This window comes from Streptomyces ureilyticus, assembly GCF_011045025.1.
Classification (GTDB): Bacteria; Actinomycetota; Actinomycetes; order Streptomycetales; family Streptomycetaceae; genus Streptomyces; species Streptomyces ureilyticus.
This window is the reverse complement of the sequence record NZ_JAAKZX010000005.1, coordinates 72,976-92,061: the sequence shown is the minus strand read 5'-3', so window position 1 is coordinate 92,061 and position 19,086 is coordinate 72,976. Positions and strand designations below refer to the sequence as shown.

Sequence of the window (19,086 nt, the reverse complement as noted above, 5' to 3'; positions counted from 1 at the left end):
CCGGCTCAGAAAGCCCCGCCCATCGGGACCGTGTACATCTGGCCGAGGCGCTACCTGGTGGTTGAGGTTCGTGTCGGCATCGGGACCGGCTCGGAGGTTGGGGGGCGGTACGGCATCGGCGCCGGCCTGGTAGTTGACGTGCAGGTCGGCATCGGCACCCCCTTGGCCGTGGAGGCGGGGCGGGCCGTCGACGGCATCGGCACCGGCCCGGTGGCTGACGTGCAGGTCGGCGTCGGCACCCCCTTGGCGGTGGAGGCCGGGTGGGCCGTCGACGACGTCGGGACCGACTCGGCAGAGGTGACGGGGCGGGGCTGAGGGGCGGCAGGCCCGCCCTGCGCGAAAGAGCTCGGCAGGATCACCAGTCCGACTCCAAGTCCGGCAACGGTCAGCACGGATCCGGTGGCCATCCAGGCCGCGCGGGCCCGCCGTCGGGCACGAACGCCGGCCTGCAGCCGGTATCGGTGCCGCTCCTCATAGGGCGCGTCCTCTTGGCTGTCACGCATCATCCGCGCCAGCTCCTGCTCGAAGTGATCCATGGCTCCCTTCTTCACTCCACCGGCTCGACAGCCTCAGCCAGAAGCTGCCGCAACCGTGCAACGCCGCGTGCCGTCAGCGAACGGGCGGTACCCACCGGACACCCCAGCACCTCCGCTACGTGCCGCTCGGGCAGGTCCTGGTAGTAGCGCAGCACCACCGCGGCCCGCTGCCGCGCCGGCAACAACGCCAGCACGGCCTCCAGCCGAGTCCGTTCATCCACGGCGGCGGTCTCATCCCCCACCTCGGGCGGATCGGGCAACTGGTCCACGGGGTGCTCGCCCCACCAGCGACGCCGAGCCGAGCGAGCCGCAGCACGGGCCAGGACCTTGCGCACATATGCCTCAGGCGCCTGCTCGCCCACCTTCGGCCAGGCAAACCACAGCTTGACCAGCGCCTCCTGCAGCAGATCCTCGGCCCGGTGCCGGTCTCCACCGGTGAGCAGCCGCGCCAGATGAAGCAACACCGACCACCGAGCCGCCACGAACCGGTCGAACTCATCGGCCCGCAACTGCCCCATCAGCGTTGTCCCTTACCCCCGCACGCCCCTACACCTTCAATAAAGGCACTGACCTCCGCCCCGCTATGCACCCCCGGCATGTGGTCTGGCTCACACATGCCCACTCTGCCGGTTCCCACGACGCGACTTGCCCGCTCACCCTCCCCCTGCGCGGCCGTCGGAGCCTGACTGGCACCGGCTCAGACGCCGGTCTGCCCCGCCTCGCCACGCCTGCCTTCACGCCCGTACGACTTCTCCCTCACCGCGGGCGACGCGGACGGCTGCCGTGCCACCGACCTCGTCGCCAGGCCCCACGGGGACGGCGAGCAGGAAGTAGAACGGTCTGGCAGCGACGAGGGTTGCAGCCCTTCCCTTTCGTGCACCTTCTGTCCACTCCGCAGCTCCCCTGCAGCGGATGCCGCGAGGTGTGGTCTCTGCCATGAGCGGCCTCGTCGAGGACTGCCTCCCGAGCGCTCTGCATACCGCGGTTTACGAGGTACGCAGAGCGCTCCACCGGAAGGTGGGAAGGCGACGCTCTGTCCGCCGGGCCCGTCTCAGCCCGCCAGCTCCTTCGTGATGCGGTCCAGCATGAACGCCGAGGAATCGCGGGCCCGTTCCTCCCAGGCGAAGACACACGACGTGGCGACTCCGTCGAAGTTCAGTTCGCGCAGGGTGCCGAAGAAGGTGTCCCAGTCGACCTCCCCCTGGCCGATGTCCAGGTGCTGGTGGATACGGGCCGGGGTGCCGGGCGGGTTGAGGATGTAGCGCAGGCCGCTGGAGCCCTTGTGGTTGAAGGAGTCCGCGATGTGTACGTGCTGCAGTTTGTCGCCCGCGTAACGCATCATCGCCGCGATGTCGGCGGTCGGATCCGCCCCCGAGAGGTGGAAGGTGTGCGGGGCGCAGTAAAGGTAGTTCACCCAGGGCTTGTTGATCGCGCGGACCAGGTTGACCGCGGGGGTGTTCTCCTCGCAGAAGTCGTCCGGGTGGGCCTCCAGGTTCAGAGCGATGCCTTCGCGCTCGAACACCGGCAGCAGTTCGTCCAGCGAGCGCCAGAAGGCGGACTCGCTCTCGGCGGCGCGCTCCGGGCGGCCGTTGAACTCCGAGTTCATCAGCGGACATTCGAGGTCCGCGGTGATCTCGATCATCCGCTTCCAGTAGCGTACGGCGGTCTGCCGCTCGGTCTCGTCGGGCGAGGACCATTTGTAGAGCGGCAGTACCGAGGACAACTGGACGCCGTGCGTGCGCAGGGACTTCTTGAAGGAGGCGACGCGCTCGTCGTCCGCCCGCGGGTGCAGGAAGAACGGCATGAAGTCGTCGCGCGGGGACAACTCGATGTACTCATAGCCGAGTTCGGCAACCGTGCGCACCATGTCGTCGATCGACAGATGGCGGAACATATAGGGGTCGAGCGCGATTTTCACGCGGCACCTCCGTAGAACGCGGGGCGGGGCTTCATGTCGGCGGAGACGACGGTGCCGTCGGACTCCAGGGAGCGGACGGCGGCGTCGGTGATGACGGTGGCGGCGTAGCCGTCCCAGGCGGACGGGCCGGTGGGCTCGGCACCCGCCGCGACCGAGGCGATCCACTCGCGGAACTCGGTGTCGAAGGCCTCGGCGAAGCGGTCCTTCCAGTCCTGCATGACGGCTGTGGCGTGCCCGGCCGCCGCGGCGCGGACGCCCACGGCGGCCGGGTCGGGCAGCCGGACCAGTCCGTCCTCGCCGACGACCTCGCACTGGATGTCGTAGCCGTACTGGCAGTTGACGAAGACCTCGAGGTCGATACGCACCCCGTGCACCGTCTCGAAGATCATCATCTGCGGGTCCTTGAGGTGCGCGAACCGCTTGCTCGTGGCGCGCGGAGTGACCACCTGGGCGGAGACGATCTCGTCGTCGAGCAGCCAGCGCAGTACGTCGATCTCGTGGACGGCGGTGTCCTGTGCCGCCATCGCGGAGTGGTACGCGTCGGGCACCGTCGGGTTGCGGTGGGCGCAGTGCACCATCAGCGGGGCGCCGAGGGAGCCGGCCGCGAGGACCTCCTTCATCTGGCGGTAGCCGGGGTCGAAGCGGCGCATGAAGCCGACCTGGACCAGGCGGCTGCCGTGGGCGCGCTCGGCCTCGACGATGCGCAGACAGTCCTCGGCGGTCGTCGCGAGGGGCTTCTCGCAGAACACGGGCTTGCCGGCCGCGATCGCGTTCAGCACGTGCTCGGCGTGCGTAGGGCCCCAGGAGGTGACGAGGACGGCGTCCACGTCGGGGGAGTTGATCAGCTCGGCGCCGTCCGGCAGCGCGGCGGCGCCGACGGTGGCGGCGACCTCGGCGGCGCGGGCGGCGTCGAGGTCGGTCACCGCGGTGACGGTGGCCCCGGTGACCGCCTCGGTGAGGCGCCGGATGTGGTCCTGGCCGATCATTCCGGTGCCGATGACACCTACACGTACGGTCATGGCCGTATCCCTTCGAAGGGTTTACGGGGCCGGGGTGCAGGACCGGCCCACGGGGGAGGAGGTCAGGAGTAGCGGGCCTTGAGCTCCGCTTCCAGCGTCTCGAGCGTGCGGCCCTTTGTCTCGGGGACGTAGAGCTTCACGAAAGCCAGCGAGAACAGGCCCGCCAGCACGAAGAGGAAGAAGGTGTTGGAGATCCCGATCCCGTCGACCAGCGAAGGGAAGACCAGGCCGATCACGAAGTTGGTCAGCCACAGCACCACGGCCGCGACCCCCATCCCGAAGCCGCGCATCCGCATTGGGAAGATCTCCGACAGCATCAGCCAGGTGACCGGAGAGATCGCGCCCTGCTGGAAGGCCAGGAAGGTGACGGTCATGGCGAGCACGGCGTACGCGCGGCCGTCACCGGAGGGCAGCGCCAGGGAGAAGACGCCGATCAGCAACAGCGCCGCGGTCGTGCCCATCTGACCCGCCATCAGCATCGGGCGGCGCGCCACCCGGCCCAGCAGCCAGATGCCGACGAAGGTCGCCAGGACCGAGATCACACCGTTGGCGATGTTCGCGGTGAGCGCGCTGTCGGCGGTGAAGCCGGCGTCGGTGAGGATCTGCGTGCCGTAATACATGATCGTGTTCACGCCGGTGATCTGCTGCACGATGGCGATGCCGAAGCCGACGAACATCAGCTTGCGCACCCAGGGCGTGCTCTTCATGTCCTGCCAGCCGCCGAGCTTCTCCTGCTCGTCCTTCACGGCGAGCGCGGAAACCTCCGCCAGCTCGGCCTCGGCCCGCTGCTGGGACCGGACCTGCTTGAGCACGTCCAGGGCCTCGTTGAAGCGGCTCTGGGAGGCCAGCCAGCGCGGGCTCTCGGGCATTACCAGCATGCCGAACCACAGCACGACGGCGGGGATGGTCGCGATGACCAGCATCCAGCGCCAGACGCCGCCGGACTCGCCGCCCACCCGGGCGATGATCGCGTTGGAGGTGAAGGCGAGCAACTGCCCGCTGACGATCATGAGTTCGTTACGGGTGACCAGGGCGCCGCGCCGCTCGGCGGGCGAGACCTCCGCGAGGTAGACCGGTACGGTCACCGAGGCGCCGCCGACCGCGAGGCCGAGGACGAAGCGGGCCACGACCATGATCGCTGTGTTCGGGGCGAGGGTGCAGCCGAGCGCGCCGATGAAGAACAGCACGGCGAGGGTGAGGATGGTGCGGCGCCGGCCGCGCCCGTCCGACAGGCGGCCGCCGGTGACGGCGCCGAGCGCGGCACCGAGGAGCAGCGAGCTGGTGACCATGCCCTCGGTGAACGGGGTCAGGCCGAGGTCCTCGGTCATGTACGGCAGGGCGCCGTTGATGACTCCGGTGTCGTAACCGAAGAGCAGTCCGCCGAAGGTGGCGATGAGCGTGATGACCCGCAGCCGCCGCTTGACGGTGGGCGGGGCGTCGTCCGGGACGGCGGTGGCGGGAGCGGGGGTCTGGGTGGTGTCCTTACTGACGTCCATGGTCACCCCTTACTTGGCGTCGCGGGCGGGGCGACGGGTACCCGCCAGTCCGCAGCCGGCCAGGTACGCCCGCGTACTCACCGCGATGGGCAGCGGCACCTCGGGAGCGCACGGGTACAGGTCTTGCTCGACGATCACGAACAACTCGGCGTCCAGCTCGGCGAGTTCGGCGACCACGTCGTCCGGCTTCGGCACCCCGGCCGGAGGCGACACGCACACCCCGCGTTTGACGGCCTCGCCAAACGAGAGGTTCTCGGCGGCCACTTGGGCGAGGATCTCCGGGTCCATCTGCTTGATGTGGACGTAGCCGACCCGCTCCCCGAACCGGCGGATCAGGTCGAGGTTGTCCCCGCCGCCGTAGGCCACGTGCCCGGTGTCCAGGCAGAGGTTGGTGTAGCGGGAGTCGGACTCGTTCAGCAGCCGCTCGATCTCCGGCTGCGTCTGGATGTGGCTGTCCGCGTGCGGGTGGATGACCAGGCGTACGTCGTACTCGTTGAGGAGCAGCTTCCCGAGCCGGTCGGCGGCCCGGCCGAAGCCCGCCCACAGCTCGGCGGTCAGCTCGGGCGACTCGGTGAAGCCGCCGGTCTTCTCGTCCCGGTACATCGGCGGGATGAAGACGAGGTGGTGGGCACCCGTGGCGGCGGTCAGCGCGGCCACCTGCCGGACATGGGCGAGCATGTCGTCCCAGGCCTCAGGGCGGTGCAGCGCGCCGAAGGCGGTGCCGCCGGAGACCTTCAGGCCGCGTACGGCCAGCTCCTCGGCCAGTACGGCTGGTTCGGTGGGGAGATAGCCGTACGGGCCCAGCTCCAGCCACTCGTAACCGGCCGCGGCCAGCTCGTCGAGGAAGCGCGTGTACGGGACCTGGCGCTCGTCCTCGGGAAACCAGACGCCCCAGGAATCGGGGGCCGAGCCGAGACACAGGTTGCCCACCACGGTGCGGAGGGGGGACGGCGTCGTTGCCATAGTGCACGTCCTTCGAAGAGGGGACGGGTGGGTGCTCCGGGAGTTGCCAGCAGGAAGACTCGACTGACGCGCTCTACTAGCGCGCGCTAGTGCGAGTACGATGACCCCTGTCCAAATGTCATGTCAATAGCTTGTTGCTGGGAGATTTCACGGCTGCCCGTAAGGTGGGCGCGTCGAAGGGTGGGTCAACAGGTGAGTGCGTCGGGCAAGCAGCGGCCCACGATGGTGGACGTCGCCGAGAAGGCGGGCGTGTCCAGGGCGCTCGTCTCGATCATCTTCCGCGACCAGCCGGGGGCGAGCCAGGAGACGCGCGAGCGCGTACTGCGCGTCGCCGACGAGATCGGCTACCGCCCCGACAACGCGGCGCGGCTGCTGGCCCGTGGCCGCAGCCGCACACTCGGCGTGATGTTCACCGTCCACCAGACCTTCCAGGCCGACCTCGTCGAGGGCATCTATCCCGAGGCCGAGCGGCTCGGTTACGAGGTGCTGCTCTCCGCCACCAGCCAGGGCAGGAGCGAGGTGAAAGCCGTCGAGGCCCTGCTCAGCCATCGCTGCGAGGCGGTGATCCTGCTGGGCCCGGACATGGAAGCCGCGGACCTCGACGCCCTCGGCCACCGTACGGTCGCCGTGTCGGTCGGCCGCCGGGTGCCCCAGACCCGCGTCGACAGCGTGCACACCGCCGAGGGCAAGGGCGTACGGCAGGCCATGGATCACCTCGTCGAACTGGGGCACCGCCGGATCGTGCACATCGACGGCGGCCGTGGCCCCGGCTCGGCCGAGCGGCGCCGCGCCTACCGCGCCGCGATGCGCCGCCACGGCCTGCAGCCCGAGCTGCGGGTGATCCCCGGTGACCACACCGAGGAGTCCGGCATCGAGACCGGCCGCCTGCTGCTGGCGGAACGCGATCGCGGACTGCCGCTGCCCACGGCGGTCCTCGCCGGAAACGACCGGTGCGCGATGGGCCTGTTGATGGCTCTGACGCGAGCCGGTGTCGAGGTCCCCGGTGACCTGTCCGTCGTCGGCTACGACGACAGCCACCTGTCCCATCTGATGCCGATCGGGCTGACCACCGTTCGCCAGGACTCGCTCCTTATGGCCGAGTACGCGGTCCGGTTCGCCGTGGAACGCCTGGAGGACGGGGAGTTGGAGCCGCGCGAGGCGGTCCTGGACCCGAAATTGGTGGTGCGGGGAACGAGCGGGCCGGCCCCGGAGGGGCCGGCCTGAAAGCTCGGTGAGGGTCGAGGGCTGCGACCGGGTTGTCCTTAGCGTGTGCCCTTTAGCGAGGGTGTTTTAGCGTGTGCCCTTTTCGGCTTGGCGTGGGCCTTTTAGCGTGTGCCCCTTTCGGCGAACTTGGCGACGGCGTCGACGTTCTCCTCGGTGACGAAGGCCGGGCCGGTCAGGACCGGTGCGGTGCCGCCGCCGCTGAAGTTTCCGTTGTTCTTGTAGAGCCAGAGGCCGTCCACGGCGAGGTAACCCTGCAGGTAGGGCTGCTGGTCGACGGCGAACTGAACGTTGCCCTCCTTGACCGCGTTCACCAGGTCCTTGTTGAGGTCGAAGGTGGCGACCTTGGCCTTGCTGCCCGCGTCGGCCACGGACTGGACGGCGGTCAGCGCGAACGGGGCGCCGAGCGTGACGACCTCGTCGATGGACGAATTCTGCTTGAGCTTGGCGGTGATCGTCGACTTGACGGACGGCATGTCGGCGCCGTTGACGTAGAGGGTCTCAGTCTTGCCCTCGAACGCCTTCTTCAAGCCCGCGCAGCGTGCTTCCAGGGCGACATGGCCCTGTTCCTGGACCACACAGACCGCGTTCTTCGCACCGATCTCGTTGAGGCGCTCGCCGAAGGCCTGGCCTGCGATGTTCTCGTCCTGCCCGAAGTACTCGAGCATGCCGAGCTCTTTCCAGTTGTCCAGGCCGGAGTTGAAGCCGACCACCGGGATGCCCGCCTTCTCCGCCTTGGCCACCACATCCTTCATGGCGTCCGGCTTGGCCGCGGTGAGCGCGATGCCGTCGACCTTCTGGTCGATCGCGTTCTGCACCAGGTTGGCCTGGTCGGCGGCGTTGGGGCTGCTGGAGTAGACGAGCTTGACATTGTCCTTGGCGGCGGCGGCCTGGGCGCCCTTGCGGATGAGGTCCCAGAAGGTGTCGCCGGGGGCGGCGTGGGTGATCATGGCCACGGTCATCTTCGGGGTGCTCGCCTTGCCCGCCGCGGCCTCCGCGCCGCCTTCCTCCGACTCCTTGCCACCGGAGTTGCTGGAGCAGCCGGCGGCGAGCAGGGTGCCGATGAGGACGGTGGCGGCGAGAGCCGCGGTTCGGTGGTGTCTGTGCATGTCCCTTGCACCTCACTGTGCGGTCGGGGAGTGGATACGGGAATCGGGGAGTGGAGGAGTGGATACGGGAAGCAGAGGCCTGCCTCGACGCGCTTCAGGAACCCCGGATCGAAGTGCTTCAGGGGCTCCAGAGCGCAGCACGCCCGGCCCAGGACGCGGGTGTGTCGTGGGAGAGGGCTCGAGCGGCGGCGGAACCGTTGTCGGTTGTCCGTGGCGGTCTCATGGGTGCGACCACCTCGCCTTTCGTCACTAGAGCGCAACATTAGCGCGCTCTAGTGCTTGGTAACTATGGGGCCGACCCCTGGTGCTGTCAACAGGTTTGTCCGGATGTCCCGACAGAGGTCGGTAGGAGGAATTTCCCGGTGGTCTTGAAGTTTCAACCACCTTCCGGGAGGCTTTGGTTTGAAATTGAAACACCCTCTCGGAGCTCTTCCCGTCCCTCCCTGGAGTTGCCTTGTCCGTTACCTCTGAAGTAGCCGCCGTCCGCCGTGGACCGCTCGTCGTGGCCGGAGGTGTGCTCGCCGCCATCGTCGTGGCCTCGCTGGCCGACGCGGTGCTTGCTCTCCTCGCCCTGGCCGTGGGTGCGCCCGACGACTTCCAGCCGCTGATGCCGGGCTCGTACATCTTCCTGACAACGGTCGGGGTGGTGGCCGGAGCCATCGGCTGGGCCATCATCCGCAAGGTGTCGAAGGCCCCCGAAGCGCTGATGCGATGGCTGGTGCCAACCGTCGTCGCGATCTCCTTCGTGCCCGACTTCCTGCTCTTCGGTGAAGGCGGAGTGGCCGGCGTCGTGGCGCTGCTGCTGATGCACGTCGTGGTGGCGGTGGTCGCGGTGTTCGCCTACCGCAAGGTGATGCCCCTGTCGTAGAGCACTGTCGAAGAGCACGCGCAAGGCGTCGGGCGGGCAGGAGCTGCGGCCACCTACCCGCCCAACTCGTCCATTACTTACGCGACTTGCACGTGTCTGCCGTACGTTGCTGCTGTTCAGCTGCCCTGACGCAGGGCGTCCGAGATCGACTTGGCGGCGCCATGCGCGGTGAGGCCGCCGTCGACAGGGATCTCGGCGCCGGTGATGAACGCCGAGTCGTCGGAGAGGAGGAAGGTGACGAGCGGGGTGATGTCGTCGACGGTTCCGGTGCGGCCGAGCGGCGTCTCGCGCAGGTTCGCCTCGCGGAACGCGGGTGGGGCGGAGGCCGTCATCGCGGTCTCGATGAAGCCCGGGTGGATGGTGTTCACGCGGATGCCGCGCGGCCCCAGTTCCATGGCGGCGGTCTTCGACAGGCCGCGCAGCGCCCACTTGCTGGAGGTGTACGCGACCGGGTAGTGGGCGGTCAGCGCCGCCGTCGAACCGACGTTCACGATCGACGCGCCCGCGCCCATCAGCGGCACCAGGTGCTGGATGCCGAGGAGCGGGCCGGTGACGTTGACCGCGTGGACGCGGGCCATGTCCTCGGGCCGTACCTCGTCGATCCGGGCCCTCCACGTGACGCCCGCGTTGTTGACCAGGCCGTGCACCTGCCCGTACGACTCCTTGAGCTCGGCGGCGAGATCGGCCCAGTCCTGCTCGCTGGTGACGTCGAGGCGGCGGCAGCCGGGTGCCTCGGTCGCGTCGGTGGCGATCACCCGGGCGCCCTCGAGGGCCAGTGCCTCCGCCTCCGCGGCACCCTGGCCGCCGGCCGCACCGGTGACGACCACGACCTTGCCGAGCAGCCGCAGGGAACGGACGTCGGACGTCACGGTCGCTCCCGGGGACGGCGCCGGGCGACCGGAACGGGCAGCGGCTCCGGGCCCGTCACCACGGTGTTGGAGACGCAGCCGAGGCCCTCGACGGTCAGCGTGACCGTATCGCCCGGCTTCAGCGGCGGCGGGTCCTGCCTGCCGCGTACGCCCCACAGCTCGGCGAGGCAACCGCCGTTGCCGCAGGTGCCCGAGCCGAGCACGTCGCCCGGGCGGACGACCGTGCCCCGCGAGGCGTACGCGACCATCCCCTCAAAGGTCCAGCTCATGTTGGACAGCAGGTCCTTGCCGACCACCTCGCCGTTGACCTCGGCCGTCAGCGCCAGCCGCAGGAAACCGTCCGCGTCGCGGTACTTCTCCAACTCGTCGGCGGTGACCAGGTACGGGCCCAGGGTGGTGGCCGTGTCCTTGCCCTTGCACGGGCCGAGGCCGACCTGCATCTCGCGGTACTGCAGGTCGCGAGCCGACCAGTCGTTGAAGACCGTGTAGCCGATGATGTGGTCGCGGGCCTGCTCGGGAGAAAGATCCCGCCCCTCCCGGCCGATGACGGCGGCGACCTCCAGCTCGAAGTCGAGGACTTCGCTGCCCGGCGGCACCGGGACGTCGTCGTGGGCGCCGATGACGGCGTACGGGTTGGTGAAGTAGAACGTCGGGGCGTCGTACCAGGCTTCGGGCACCCCGGCGACGCCGTCCACGGACCGCCGTACGCCTTCGACGTGCTCTTCGAAGGTGACGAAGTCCCGCACGGTGGGCGGCTGTAGCGGTGGCAGCAGCCGCACCTCGGACACATGAGGGCCCGGCGGGACGTCGAGCGTGGCGGCGCCGGCGCGCAGCAGCGCGTCGAGTCCGTCGCCGGAGCGGATCAGCTCCGTGAGCGAGCGCGTCCCGGGAACCGGGTGGAGGGTGCCGTCCTCCTCCACGACGGCGACCCGGCGCTGGTGTCGATGTTCATAGGTGGCGAAACGCATGCACGGCTCCAGGCTCCGACGGTTTTCGAAAGCGGTGGAAAGCGGGGACGCGGTGAGAGAGTCAGGCGGTTGACAGGGCCACCGCGCCCCCGGGCTCCGAGGGGGATCAGACCGGCGGGGCGACGAAGCAGCCGCGGTCGACGTCGTTGAAGGACTCCTTGGCGATCAGTTCGTTCATGGGGTTGGCGGTGCCCCACTGGTCGGTCACCTCGGGCTGGGAGAAGTCGTAGACGTGGGGGTGCCAGGTGTCCTCGTCCAGCAGCTCCAGCTCCGTCGTGTACTCGACGGTGTTGCCGTGCGGGTCGAGGAAGTAGGTGAAGGTGTTGTCGCCCGCCAAGTGCCGGCCAGGGCCCCAGATCTTCTTGAACCCGGCCCGGATCACGCGGCCGGAGCCGCGCATGTACTCGTCCAGGCCGCGCATCTCGAACGAGACGTGGTGCAGGGAGGTGTGCGGGCCCTTGGCGATGGCCATGGAGTGGTGCTGGTTGCTGATCCGCATGAAGTGCATGACGTCACCGACGTACGGCGAGCTCAGTGTGTCGGAGTGGCGGAAGCCGAGGTGACGCTCGTACCACTCACGGGTCTTGTCGAGGTCCGGCGAGTTGAGGACGACGTGCGACAGCTTGACCGGGATGGCCTCCTTCTCCTCGATCTTGCGGTGCTGCCGTACGTCCACATCGGTGGACACTTCGATGGGGCGGCCGTCGATGTCGAAGAAGCGGAAGCCGTAGCCGCCTCCAGGCGTGTCGATCTTGCCCGGCTGGGAGATCAACTGCACGCCACCCGCGAGGAGTTGCTCGGCGAGGGTGTCCACGTCCTCTGGGGAGCCGGCGCCGTACGAGACCAGGTCGAGGCGCTTCTCGTCAGCCTTGCGCAGCCGTACGACGTACTGTTCGGGGCTGCCCTCGGCGGCGAGGAAGGAGATCCCGGAGTCCTCGGCGACCTTGGTCAGGCCCCAGACGCCGGCGTAGAAGTCGAGCTGCTTGTCGTAGTCGGGCACGGCGAGGTCGACGTGCCGGAGATGGGTGAGCAGGCGGTTGCTCATGGGGGTTCCTCCTCAGGCGAGGTTGAGCAGGGCGGCGGCGTTTGTGCCGCGGATGGCGTGGAAGTCGGCGTCGGGTAGGTCCGCGGCGCGCAGCGCGCCCAGCGGGTCCTCGGTGCCCATGTCGAAGGGGAAGTCGGAGCCGAGCAGGACCCGGTCCGGGCCTGCGGCGCGTATCAACTCCCGCAGTACGTACGGGTCGTGGACGAGGGAGTCGAAGTACAGCCGCTTCAGATAGCTGCTCGGCGGGTGGGCGCAGTCCCGGGCGTCGGGGCGGGCCCGCCAGGCGTGGTCGGAGCGGCCGATGTGGGTGGGGAGGTAGCCGCCGCCGTGCGCCGCGATCAGCTTCAGGCCCGGATGGCGGTCCAGGACGCCGGAGAAGATCAGGTGGGAGAGGGCGACGGCGTTCTCGGTGGGCTGGCCGACCGTGTTGGACAGGTACCACTGGTCAAGGCGCTCGTCGAGCGTGCAGCCGAACGGGTGCAGGAAGACCAGGGCGCCGGTCTCCTCCGCGCGGGTCCAGAAGGGCGCGAGCCGCGGGTCGGAGAGTTCCACTGCCCGTGTCCCGCCCGGCCCCGGCGCGTGCGAGGAGATCTCCACGCCCTTCAGTCCCTCGTCCAGGGCGTGGTCGAGCAAAGCGCTCGCGAGGTGGGGGTGCTGGAGCGGGATCAGCCCGAGGCCGTGCAGCCGGTCGGGGGCCTTGGCGCAGTGCGCGGCGGTGCCCTCGTTGGCCAGCCGGCATACCCGCTCGGCCAGTTGGGGCTCGGCCCAGTAGTGGTAGTGGGACGGAGAGGGGCTCACCAGCTGCATGTCCACGCCGGCCGCGTCCATGGCCGCCAGGCGCGCGGCCACGTCCGTCAGTCTCGGCACGCGCGCGCCCACCATGGGACCGTTCACGGCGAGGGCCGCCGGCCCGTTGCGGCGGGCGTCGAGAGCGCGGGCCGCGGCGAGGCCGTTGTGACTGACGACAGTCTCCTCGACCTCCGGGAGCAGCAGGTGGGCGTGGACGTCGATCGTCGGAGTCGACGGGGGCCGGGTCACGGGAGTTCCTTCAGCGCGCTCAGGGTGCGGCCGATCAGCCCGGGTACGTCCGCGTCGCGCACGCCGTCGAGCAGCCACTGGGCGAGTTGGACGGAGGCGTCGACGACCATGCGTACACGGGGCAGCCGTCTGGCGTGGTAGTCGGTGAGGAGCTTCTCGTCCCAGGAGTCCCGGCCGGTCAGCAGGTCGGCGAGGACCTGGGCGTCCTCCAGGGCCATCGCGGCGCCCTGGGCGAAGGTGGGCGGGCAGGCGTGGGCGGCGTCCCCGATGAGCACGACCCGGCCGCGGTGCCACGGGCCCTCCACCAGATGCCGGTCGAACCACGTGTAGTTGACGGCCTTCGGGTCGGTGAACGCGGCGCGGAGCTCTTCCCACACGCCGCCGTAGCCCTCGCTGAGCGCCCGCATCTCGTCGGCGTACGCGTCCGGGTCCAGCGAGGCCCGGTCGCGGGCCGGTTCGACGAGGTACGTGTAGACCGTGTCCTCGCTGGTCGGGCAGTACCCGGCGATGAAGCAGCGGCCGCCGTAGATCATCTCGGTGCGGCGGACACCGGCCGGGCGGGGTGCGGGGGCACGCCAGATGCCCATGCCGTTGGGCTGGGGTTCGTCGGTGATGCCGATCATGGAGCGGGTGGCGGAGTGCAGCCCGTCGGCGCCGACCACCAGGTCGTACCGCCGGCGCGTGCCGTCCGAGAAGGTCACGTCCACGCCCTCGCCGTCCTGCTGGAAGGCGGTGGCCGTGGTGCCCAGGCGGACGTCGACGCCCGAGGCGCGCACCTGGTCGATGAGGAGCTGCTGGAGTCTGGGGCGCTGCATGCCGATGTGGGCGGGCAGGTCGTCGCCGCCGGTGCGGAGTTCGTCGTGGGCGTGCAGCACGGTGCCGTCGGGGGCGAGGACCGCGAGGCCGTCGGCGGCGTAACCGTCCTTCTCGATCCCTTGGAGGACTCCGACCTCGCGCAGCACGCGCAGTGCGTTGCCCTGAAGGGTGATTCCGGAGCCGGCGGCGGCCTTCCAGTCGGGGCTCGCCTCGACGAGGTCGACGGCGATCCCGGCCCGGCGCAGCAGGACGGTCAGGGCGTTTCCGGAGGTGCCTCCGCCGATGACCAGGACGATGGGGGCGCCCCCAGCCGGAGGCTGGGGGAAGGTGAAGCTGTCAGCCATGTCGGGGATACCTCCCGGGGTTGGGCCGCGCGGCTTCGGGCGGCCGGGGGTGGGGCTGTCGCCCGCCGAGCGCTCCGCTGAGAGTGCGGTACGAAAGCTGCGGGCTGTCTGTGGCTGGTCGCGCAGTCCCGGCGCCCCTTCGGGGCGCCGGGTACAGCGCCGGACCTCGGCGGTCCGCTCGATGCGGGCCCGGCGACTGCGCGGGCTACTTGACGGCCATGGGATTGACCGGGGAGCCGACGGCGCCGGTGATGGGCAGGGGAGCGGCGGTGAGCCAGAACTCGTACACGCCGTCGTCGGCGCAGTCCGCGGCGAGGGCGTCGAGGTCCCACATCTCGCCGATCAGCAGGCCCATGTTGGGGATGACGACCTGGTGCAGCGGCTGGAAGGCGTTGTCGAACTCGTTCGGCCGTACCTCGAACCCCCACGTGTCGGTGGCGATCGCGGCGATCTCGGTACGGTGCAGCCAGCCGGCGGTGGTGAACGACAGGCCGGGCGCGGGGCCGCCCGCGTAGTCGCCCCAGCCCTCCCGCCGGGCGCGGGCGAGGCGCCCGGTGCGGACGAGCACGATGTCGCCGCGGCCGACGCTCACGCCGTGGGCCTCGGCGGTCGCGGTCAGGTGATCCGCAGTGATCGCGAAACCGTCGGGCAGCTCCGGTTCACCGTCGTCGTCGCCGATGGCCCGGGCCACATCCAGCAGGACGCCGCGACCGGCCACGTACGGGGCCATGTGCTCGATCCCGGTGACCAGGTCGCCGGCGGAGGTGACGACCTTCTCGGCGTCGCGTCCGTTCCACGCCTTGCCGTGGTCGAAGATGTGCCCGAGCCCGTCCCACTGGGTGGAGCACTGCAGCGGCATCGCGATCACGTCGTCCGCGCCGCCGATACCGTGCGGGAAGCCCTGATTGCCGAGGACGGCGTCGGTGCCGGTGTCGAGCATGGTGTGCACCGGGTTGGTCCGCCGGCGCCAGCCCTTCTGCGGGCCGTTCATGTCGAACCGCTGCGACAGCGAGAAGCTCACGCCCCGGCGCACCAGCGCCGCGCCTTCGCGCCGCTTGGCCTCGTCGAGGAAGTTCAGCGTGCCGAGCACGTCGTCCTCACCCCAACGCCCCCAGTTCGAGCACGCCTTGGCGGCCTCGGCGATCGCGCCCTCCGGGTCGTGGCGGTCCAGGCTCACGACTTCTCCTCCACACAGCGGGTGCGCTGCACACCCAGACCGGTGATCGAACCCTCCATGACGTCGCCGTCGCGCAGCAGCCGCCCCCAGTGGATGCCATTGCCGGCCGGGGACCCCGTCAACACCAGGTCGCCGGGCAGGAGTTGGGCCGACTGCGAGATGTACGACACCAGCCGCGCGACGCCGAAGAGCATGTCCTTGGTGGACTCGTCCTGCATGGTCTCGCCGTTCAGCTTCAGCGTGACCCGCAGGTCACCCGGGTCGGCGATGGACTCTGCGGGCACGATCCAGGGCCCGAGCGGGGTGAAGCCCGGGGCGTTCTTGCAGCGCAGCCAGTCGGTGCCGATGGCGGGCATGTCCCGGCGGAAGACGGTGGCGCGGTCGGTGAGGTCATTGGCGATCGTGTAGCCGGCGACGTACTCCAGGGCCTCCTCGACGGAGACCCGGTAGGCGGGCCTGGCGATGACGGCCGCCAACTCCAGCTCCCAGTCCGGCTTCTTCGCCCAGGAGGGGAGGACGACATCGTCGTACGGACCGGCGACGGTGCTGGGCAGGCCGATGAACACGTACGGCAGGTCCTCGGCGGCCCGCCGGTCCATGATCGCGGCGATCTCGGCGCGGGCCTCCTCGACGGTGCGCGGGTCGTCGGGGGAGCGGTGGGCGACCTCGAGGTCGATCACGTGCTGGCGGTAGTTGGCGCCGGACTGGAAGATCTGGCGGGGCTCCAGCGGGGCGTGCACACGCAGGCCGTCCAGCGGCCGCCAGTCGAGCGTGTCGTCGTCCGCCAGGGAGTGCAGGACGGGGAGGGTCTCCTCCCACCGTTCCAGTACGGCTCGCAGTCCGGAAGGTGCCCAGTCCAGGGCTCCGCCCAGATCGAGTACCCGTTCCCTGGCCAGGAGACCGGGGAACGGCACTCCGTCTGCAGCGGAGAACGTGCCGAGCGCGAACGGGCCGGCAGGTTGCGCGAGCATTGCCATCAAATTTCCTCCCTGCTGGGTTGCGGTCTACTGTGACCCCCATCGGCCAATCGCGGAAATCAATCCTGTGGATGTGCTCAATCCACGCCGTGGATGGCTCTCAGTCGCATAGGCGGTGCCCGGTGAACCTGTCCCGACTCGACCTCAACCTGGTCCTCGCCCTGCGCGCGCTGCTGGAGGAGCGCAACGTCACCCGGGCCGGCGAGCGCGTCGGACTGAGCCAGCCCGCGATGAGCGCGGCGCTGTCCCGGCTGCGCCGCCACTTCGACGACGAACTGCTCGCCCGCACGGGCAACAGCTACGAGCTGACACCGCTCGGTGTGGCCCTGCGGGACCGCAGCGCCACCGCGTGCGACCTGCTGGAGCGCGTCTTCTCCAGCCAGGCCGACTTCGAACCGGCCGTGGAGACCCGGGAGTTCACCCTGCTCGCCGCCGACTACGGCGCGGCCGTGTTCGGCGCCGCGCTCGCCCGTGCCCTGCACCAGGAGGCACCCAGTATCCGGCTCACCTTCCAGCACCCGGCACCCTCCGTCGAGGAGAACACCGCCGCCCTGCTGAGCACGGTCGACGGACTGCTGATGCCGCACGGCGTCATCGACGGCTTCCCCTACGTCGACCTCCACCAGGACCGCTGGCTGTGCATGGTCGCCGACGACCACCCCGAGATCGGCGGCGAACTCACCCTCGACCACCTTGCCCGCCTGCCCTGGGCCGTCTACCAGCGCCCCTACGACGCCCCGGCCGCCCGCCAGCTCAGCATGCTCGGCATCAGCCCCCGGGTGGAGGTGTCCGTGCAGACCTTCCAGCTGCTGCCCCACATGGTCGAAGGCACCCGCCGTATCGCGATGATCCAGGAGCGCCTGGCCCGTAAGGCGGTCCGCTCCGCCGCCGTACGGGTCCTGCCCTGCCCCTTCGAAGCCGTACCGGTGCAGGAGGCGATGTGGTGGCACCCGGTGCACACCCAGGACGCGGCCCACATCTGGCTGCGGCAGAAGGCGACGGAGGTGGGCGCGACGCTGAAGGGCCACGGCCCCGACGATGGCGTGTCCGTCGTACAGGGTGCGGGGCGGGCGCCGGGCCTGCTCTGATCCCGGCCCGGAAACCCGCCAGGTGTTCGGCACATGTGGGCCTCGCCGCCGCCCGGTGCGTCCGGTACGACGGCGAGGCCGACATGCGATGCGGGACGGGGGCCGGGGCATCGTCGTCGGGCCCGGCCCGCCGGCTCCGCGGCCTCAGGCCGGCTGCTTCGGCAGCGGCCGGGGATGCGCGGCGCCCGCGCGGCGCAGGGCACCCCACAGCCCCGCCGCGACCACCGCGGCAGCCACACCGAGCAGGCCCACCGCCCCCGCGAGACCGCCGACCGCAGGCTCCAGGGCGAGCAGCACCAGCGGACAGACGAACGCACCGCCGAAGAAGGCCGACGTCCACAGCCCCGTACCGCGGCCGCGGTCCTCGAACGCCAGGCGGGACATGGCGCTGGTGAGGAGGGCGGGCAGCAGCATGCCCGTGCCCAGACAGTTGACCACCGCCCCGACGACCAGCAGGGGGGCGCTGTCGGCGAGGAACATCACCCCGAAACCGGCGCCACAGACCGCGAAGACCGCGGGCAGCGTCACGTCCGGGGAGCGCTTCAGCCGGGCGAACACGAGCGCTCCGGCCACGGTGGCGGCACTCGCGATCGCCGTGGCCAGACCGATGACGCCGGGGTCCTCCACACCGAGGTCGTCGAGCAGGTACGCCATCTCCACCGGGACCGTGTAAAAGACCATCGCTCCGAAGAAGGTGAGGGCGCAGATCCCCGCCAGCGGCCGCCAGGGGAACGGACGACCGGTCATGACCACGGCCGGGGCCTCGTGGGTGGCCGCGCGGGCCGCCGGGTTGGGCAGAGCGGCGACCATCAGCGGGGCGATCACCAGGCTCACGGCGTAGATCCAGAAGGGCACGCGCCAGCCCGCCGCGCCGACGGCGCCGCCGACCACGAAGAAGGCGGTGGCCGACGCGGAGGTGCACACGGCCTGCAGCGCCAGGTACTTCACCCGCTGCCGGCCGCTGTAGTAGTCGCCGATCAGTGTGGTGCAGCAGGTCATGATGGCGGCCTCGGCGACACCGACCAGGGCGCGGCTGGCGATGATCGCGCCCAGCGAGTCCAGCCAGAGCGGCGCCGTTCCGAACACGGCGTACAGGACGGTCGCCACGATCAGCAGGCGCTTGCGGCCGAGCCGGTCCACGATCACCCCGGCGAACGGGGCCAGCAGTGCCAGCGACAGCGCCGGAACGGTCAAGGCGAGGGGCACCAACGCCTTCGCCCCCGGCGTCGAGGCGAAGTGCTCCTGCATCCTCGGCAGCACCGGGGCGATCAGCACCGCCCCCAGGACCGGCAGACAGCTGCCCGCCATCAGCAAGATCAGGCGCAGCAGATGAGCCGGGCCCGAGGTGGCGACGGGTGACGGAGCGGTGTCGTCCACCGCGGCGGGGGACGGTGGCACGGGAGCGGGCATGGCGACTCCAGGGGACTGTGTACGGGAGCGATCATGCCCTCACGGGCGCCGACGACGACGCACGGCATGCCGCGGAACACCGGGGAAGGCCACACACCGGGCGCTGATCCGGACAGCGGTGTGCGGGTGGCACGACTATGGGCCGTACGTCACCCCGCCGCCATCCTCCGCACGATCCGAATCCCGTATCCGCGTCATCCACGCCATCGATAGGCGACGAACCG

General features: G+C 70.2%; 18 protein-coding genes. 4 read left to right on the top strand and 14 right to left on the bottom strand.

The window, feature by feature from the left end:
- Positions 1–57: 57 nt before the first annotated feature.
- Positions 58–315 (top strand): hypothetical protein, encoded by a 258-nt coding sequence (locus tag G6048_RS02775; protein ID WP_165337786.1) that lies wholly within the window; start codon positions 58–60, stop codon positions 313–315.
- 232 nt (positions 316–547) lie between these two features.
- Here the strand turns inward: G6048_RS02775 and G6048_RS02770 are convergent, their stop codons facing one another.
- The 5 genes from G6048_RS02770 to G6048_RS02750 form a co-directional block, all read right to left on the bottom strand.
- Positions 548–1,054 (bottom strand): SigE family RNA polymerase sigma factor, encoded by a 507-nt coding sequence (locus G6048_RS02770; protein ID WP_165337785.1) that lies wholly within the window; start codon positions 1,052–1,054, stop codon positions 548–550.
- Positions 1,055–1,587: 533 nt separating this feature from the next.
- Positions 1,588–2,454 carry a sugar phosphate isomerase/epimerase family protein gene (locus tag G6048_RS02765; protein WP_165337784.1) on the bottom strand — a complete coding sequence of 289 codons (867 nt, stop codon included), beginning with the start codon at positions 2,452–2,454 and terminating at the stop codon, positions 1,588–1,590.
- Positions 2,451–3,473 carry a Gfo/Idh/MocA family protein gene (locus G6048_RS02760; RefSeq protein ID WP_165337783.1) on the bottom strand — a complete coding sequence of 341 codons (1,023 nt, stop codon included), beginning with the start codon at positions 3,471–3,473 and terminating at the stop codon, positions 2,451–2,453. Before G6048_RS02760 ends, G6048_RS02765 begins: the two co-directional genes overlap by 4 nt.
- A 62-nt stretch (positions 3,474–3,535) precedes the next feature.
- The gene (locus G6048_RS02755; protein WP_165337782.1) at positions 3,536–4,969 is read right to left on the bottom strand and encodes a sugar porter family MFS transporter; all 1,434 of its coding nucleotides are present in this window, start codon (positions 4,967–4,969) and stop codon (positions 3,536–3,538) included.
- Positions 4,970–4,978: 9 nt separating this feature from the next.
- Positions 4,979–5,932, bottom strand: a complete 954-nt coding sequence (locus tag G6048_RS02750) for a TIM barrel protein (RefSeq protein WP_165337781.1) — start codon at positions 5,930–5,932, stop codon at positions 4,979–4,981.
- Between the two features lie 222 nt (positions 5,933–6,154).
- Between G6048_RS02750 and G6048_RS02745 the strand changes: the two genes are divergently transcribed.
- Complete coding sequence (locus G6048_RS02745) at positions 6,155–7,156, top strand: LacI family DNA-binding transcriptional regulator (RefSeq protein ID WP_165337813.1); 1,002 nt, start codon at positions 6,155–6,157, stop codon at positions 7,154–7,156.
- A gap of 101 nt (positions 7,157–7,257) precedes the next feature.
- On the opposite strand, the gene G6048_RS02740 is transcribed toward G6048_RS02745, so the two are convergent.
- Entirely contained in the window at positions 7,258–8,262 is a 1,005-nt protein-coding gene (locus tag G6048_RS02740; RefSeq protein ID WP_165337780.1) for a sugar ABC transporter substrate-binding protein, read from the bottom strand.
- 454 nt (positions 8,263–8,716) lie between these two features.
- Here G6048_RS02740 and G6048_RS02735 point away from each other — a divergent pair, with 454 nt between their 5' ends.
- The gene (locus G6048_RS02735) at positions 8,717–9,130 is read left to right on the top strand and encodes a DUF6069 family protein (RefSeq protein ID WP_165337779.1); all 414 of its coding nucleotides are present in this window, start codon (positions 8,717–8,719) and stop codon (positions 9,128–9,130) included.
- Positions 9,131–9,246: 116 nt separating this feature from the next.
- On the opposite strand, the gene G6048_RS02730 is transcribed toward G6048_RS02735, so the two are convergent.
- From G6048_RS02730 to G6048_RS02700, 7 genes are all read right to left on the bottom strand, one after another.
- Positions 9,247–9,999 (bottom strand): SDR family oxidoreductase, encoded by a 753-nt coding sequence (locus G6048_RS02730; protein WP_165337778.1) that lies wholly within the window; start codon positions 9,997–9,999, stop codon positions 9,247–9,249.
- Positions 9,996–10,967 (bottom strand): fumarylacetoacetate hydrolase family protein, encoded by a 972-nt coding sequence (locus tag G6048_RS02725; RefSeq protein WP_165337777.1) that lies wholly within the window; start codon positions 10,965–10,967, stop codon positions 9,996–9,998. The genes G6048_RS02730 and G6048_RS02725 overlap by 4 nt, the downstream gene beginning before the upstream one ends.
- A 106-nt stretch (positions 10,968–11,073) precedes the next feature.
- The gene (locus tag G6048_RS02720) at positions 11,074–12,012 is read right to left on the bottom strand and encodes a VOC family protein (protein ID WP_165337776.1); all 939 of its coding nucleotides are present in this window, start codon (positions 12,010–12,012) and stop codon (positions 11,074–11,076) included.
- 12 nt (positions 12,013–12,024) lie between these two features.
- Positions 12,025–13,050 carry an amidohydrolase family protein gene (locus G6048_RS02715; protein ID WP_165337775.1) on the bottom strand — a complete coding sequence of 342 codons (1,026 nt, stop codon included), beginning with the start codon at positions 13,048–13,050 and terminating at the stop codon, positions 12,025–12,027.
- Complete coding sequence (locus G6048_RS02710; protein ID WP_165337774.1) at positions 13,047–14,210, bottom strand: FAD-dependent oxidoreductase; 1,164 nt, start codon at positions 14,208–14,210, stop codon at positions 13,047–13,049. The genes G6048_RS02715 and G6048_RS02710 overlap by 4 nt, the downstream gene beginning before the upstream one ends.
- A gap of 205 nt (positions 14,211–14,415) precedes the next feature.
- On the bottom strand, positions 14,416–15,387 hold the full coding sequence (locus G6048_RS02705; RefSeq protein WP_165337773.1) for a cyclase family protein: 972 nt from the start codon (positions 15,385–15,387) through the stop codon (positions 14,416–14,418).
- Positions 15,384–16,364, bottom strand: coding sequence for a fumarylacetoacetate hydrolase family protein (locus G6048_RS02700; protein WP_206341083.1), 981 nt, complete (start codon positions 16,362–16,364; stop codon positions 15,384–15,386). Before G6048_RS02700 ends, G6048_RS02705 begins: the two co-directional genes overlap by 4 nt.
- A gap of 122 nt (positions 16,365–16,486) precedes the next feature.
- Between G6048_RS02700 and G6048_RS02695 the strand changes: the two genes are divergently transcribed.
- Positions 16,487–17,452, top strand: coding sequence for a LysR family transcriptional regulator (locus tag G6048_RS02695; RefSeq protein ID WP_328825651.1), 966 nt, complete (start codon positions 16,487–16,489; stop codon positions 17,450–17,452).
- Positions 17,453–17,596: 144 nt separating this feature from the next.
- Here G6048_RS02695 and G6048_RS02690 read toward each other — a convergent pair whose 3' ends face one another.
- On the bottom strand, positions 17,597–18,862 hold the full coding sequence (locus tag G6048_RS02690) for an MFS transporter (protein ID WP_165337770.1): 1,266 nt from the start codon (positions 18,860–18,862) through the stop codon (positions 17,597–17,599).
- Positions 18,863–19,086 lie beyond the last annotated feature (224 nt).

What these genes read in the sequence shown, in the direction of transcription:
- G6048_RS02770 (WP_165337785.1), bottom strand. Translation starts at nt 1,054, where the DNA reads ATGGGGCAGTTGCGGGCCGATGAGTTCGACCGGTTCGTGGCGGCTCGG.
- G6048_RS02760 (WP_165337783.1), bottom strand. Translation starts at nt 3,473, where the DNA reads ATGACCGTACGTGTAGGTGTCATCGGCACCGGAATGATCGGCCAGGAC.
- G6048_RS02755 (WP_165337782.1), bottom strand. Translation starts at nt 4,969, where the DNA reads ATGGACGTCAGTAAGGACACCACCCAGACCCCCGCTCCCGCCACCGCC.
- G6048_RS02750 (WP_165337781.1), bottom strand. Translation starts at nt 5,932, where the DNA reads ATGGCAACGACGCCGTCCCCCCTCCGCACCGTGGTGGGCAACCTGTGT.
- G6048_RS02745 (WP_165337813.1), top strand. Translation starts at nt 6,155, where the DNA reads ATGGTGGACGTCGCCGAGAAGGCGGGCGTGTCCAGGGCGCTCGTCTCG.
- G6048_RS02740 (WP_165337780.1), bottom strand. Translation starts at nt 8,262, where the DNA reads ATGCACAGACACCACCGAACCGCGGCTCTCGCCGCCACCGTCCTCATC.
- G6048_RS02725 (WP_165337777.1), bottom strand. Translation starts at nt 10,967, where the DNA reads ATGCGTTTCGCCACCTATGAACATCGACACCAGCGCCGGGTCGCCGTC.
- G6048_RS02720 (WP_165337776.1), bottom strand. Translation starts at nt 12,012, where the DNA reads ATGAGCAACCGCCTGCTCACCCATCTCCGGCACGTCGACCTCGCCGTG.
- G6048_RS02710 (WP_165337774.1), bottom strand. Translation starts at nt 14,210, where the DNA reads ATGGCTGACAGCTTCACCTTCCCCCAGCCTCCGGCTGGGGGCGCCCCC.
- G6048_RS02700 (WP_206341083.1), bottom strand. Translation starts at nt 16,364, where the DNA reads ATGGCAATGCTCGCGCAACCTGCCGGCCCGTTCGCGCTCGGCACGTTC.
- G6048_RS02690 (WP_165337770.1), bottom strand. Translation starts at nt 18,862, where the DNA reads ATGCCCGCTCCCGTGCCACCGTCCCCCGCCGCGGTGGACGACACCGCT.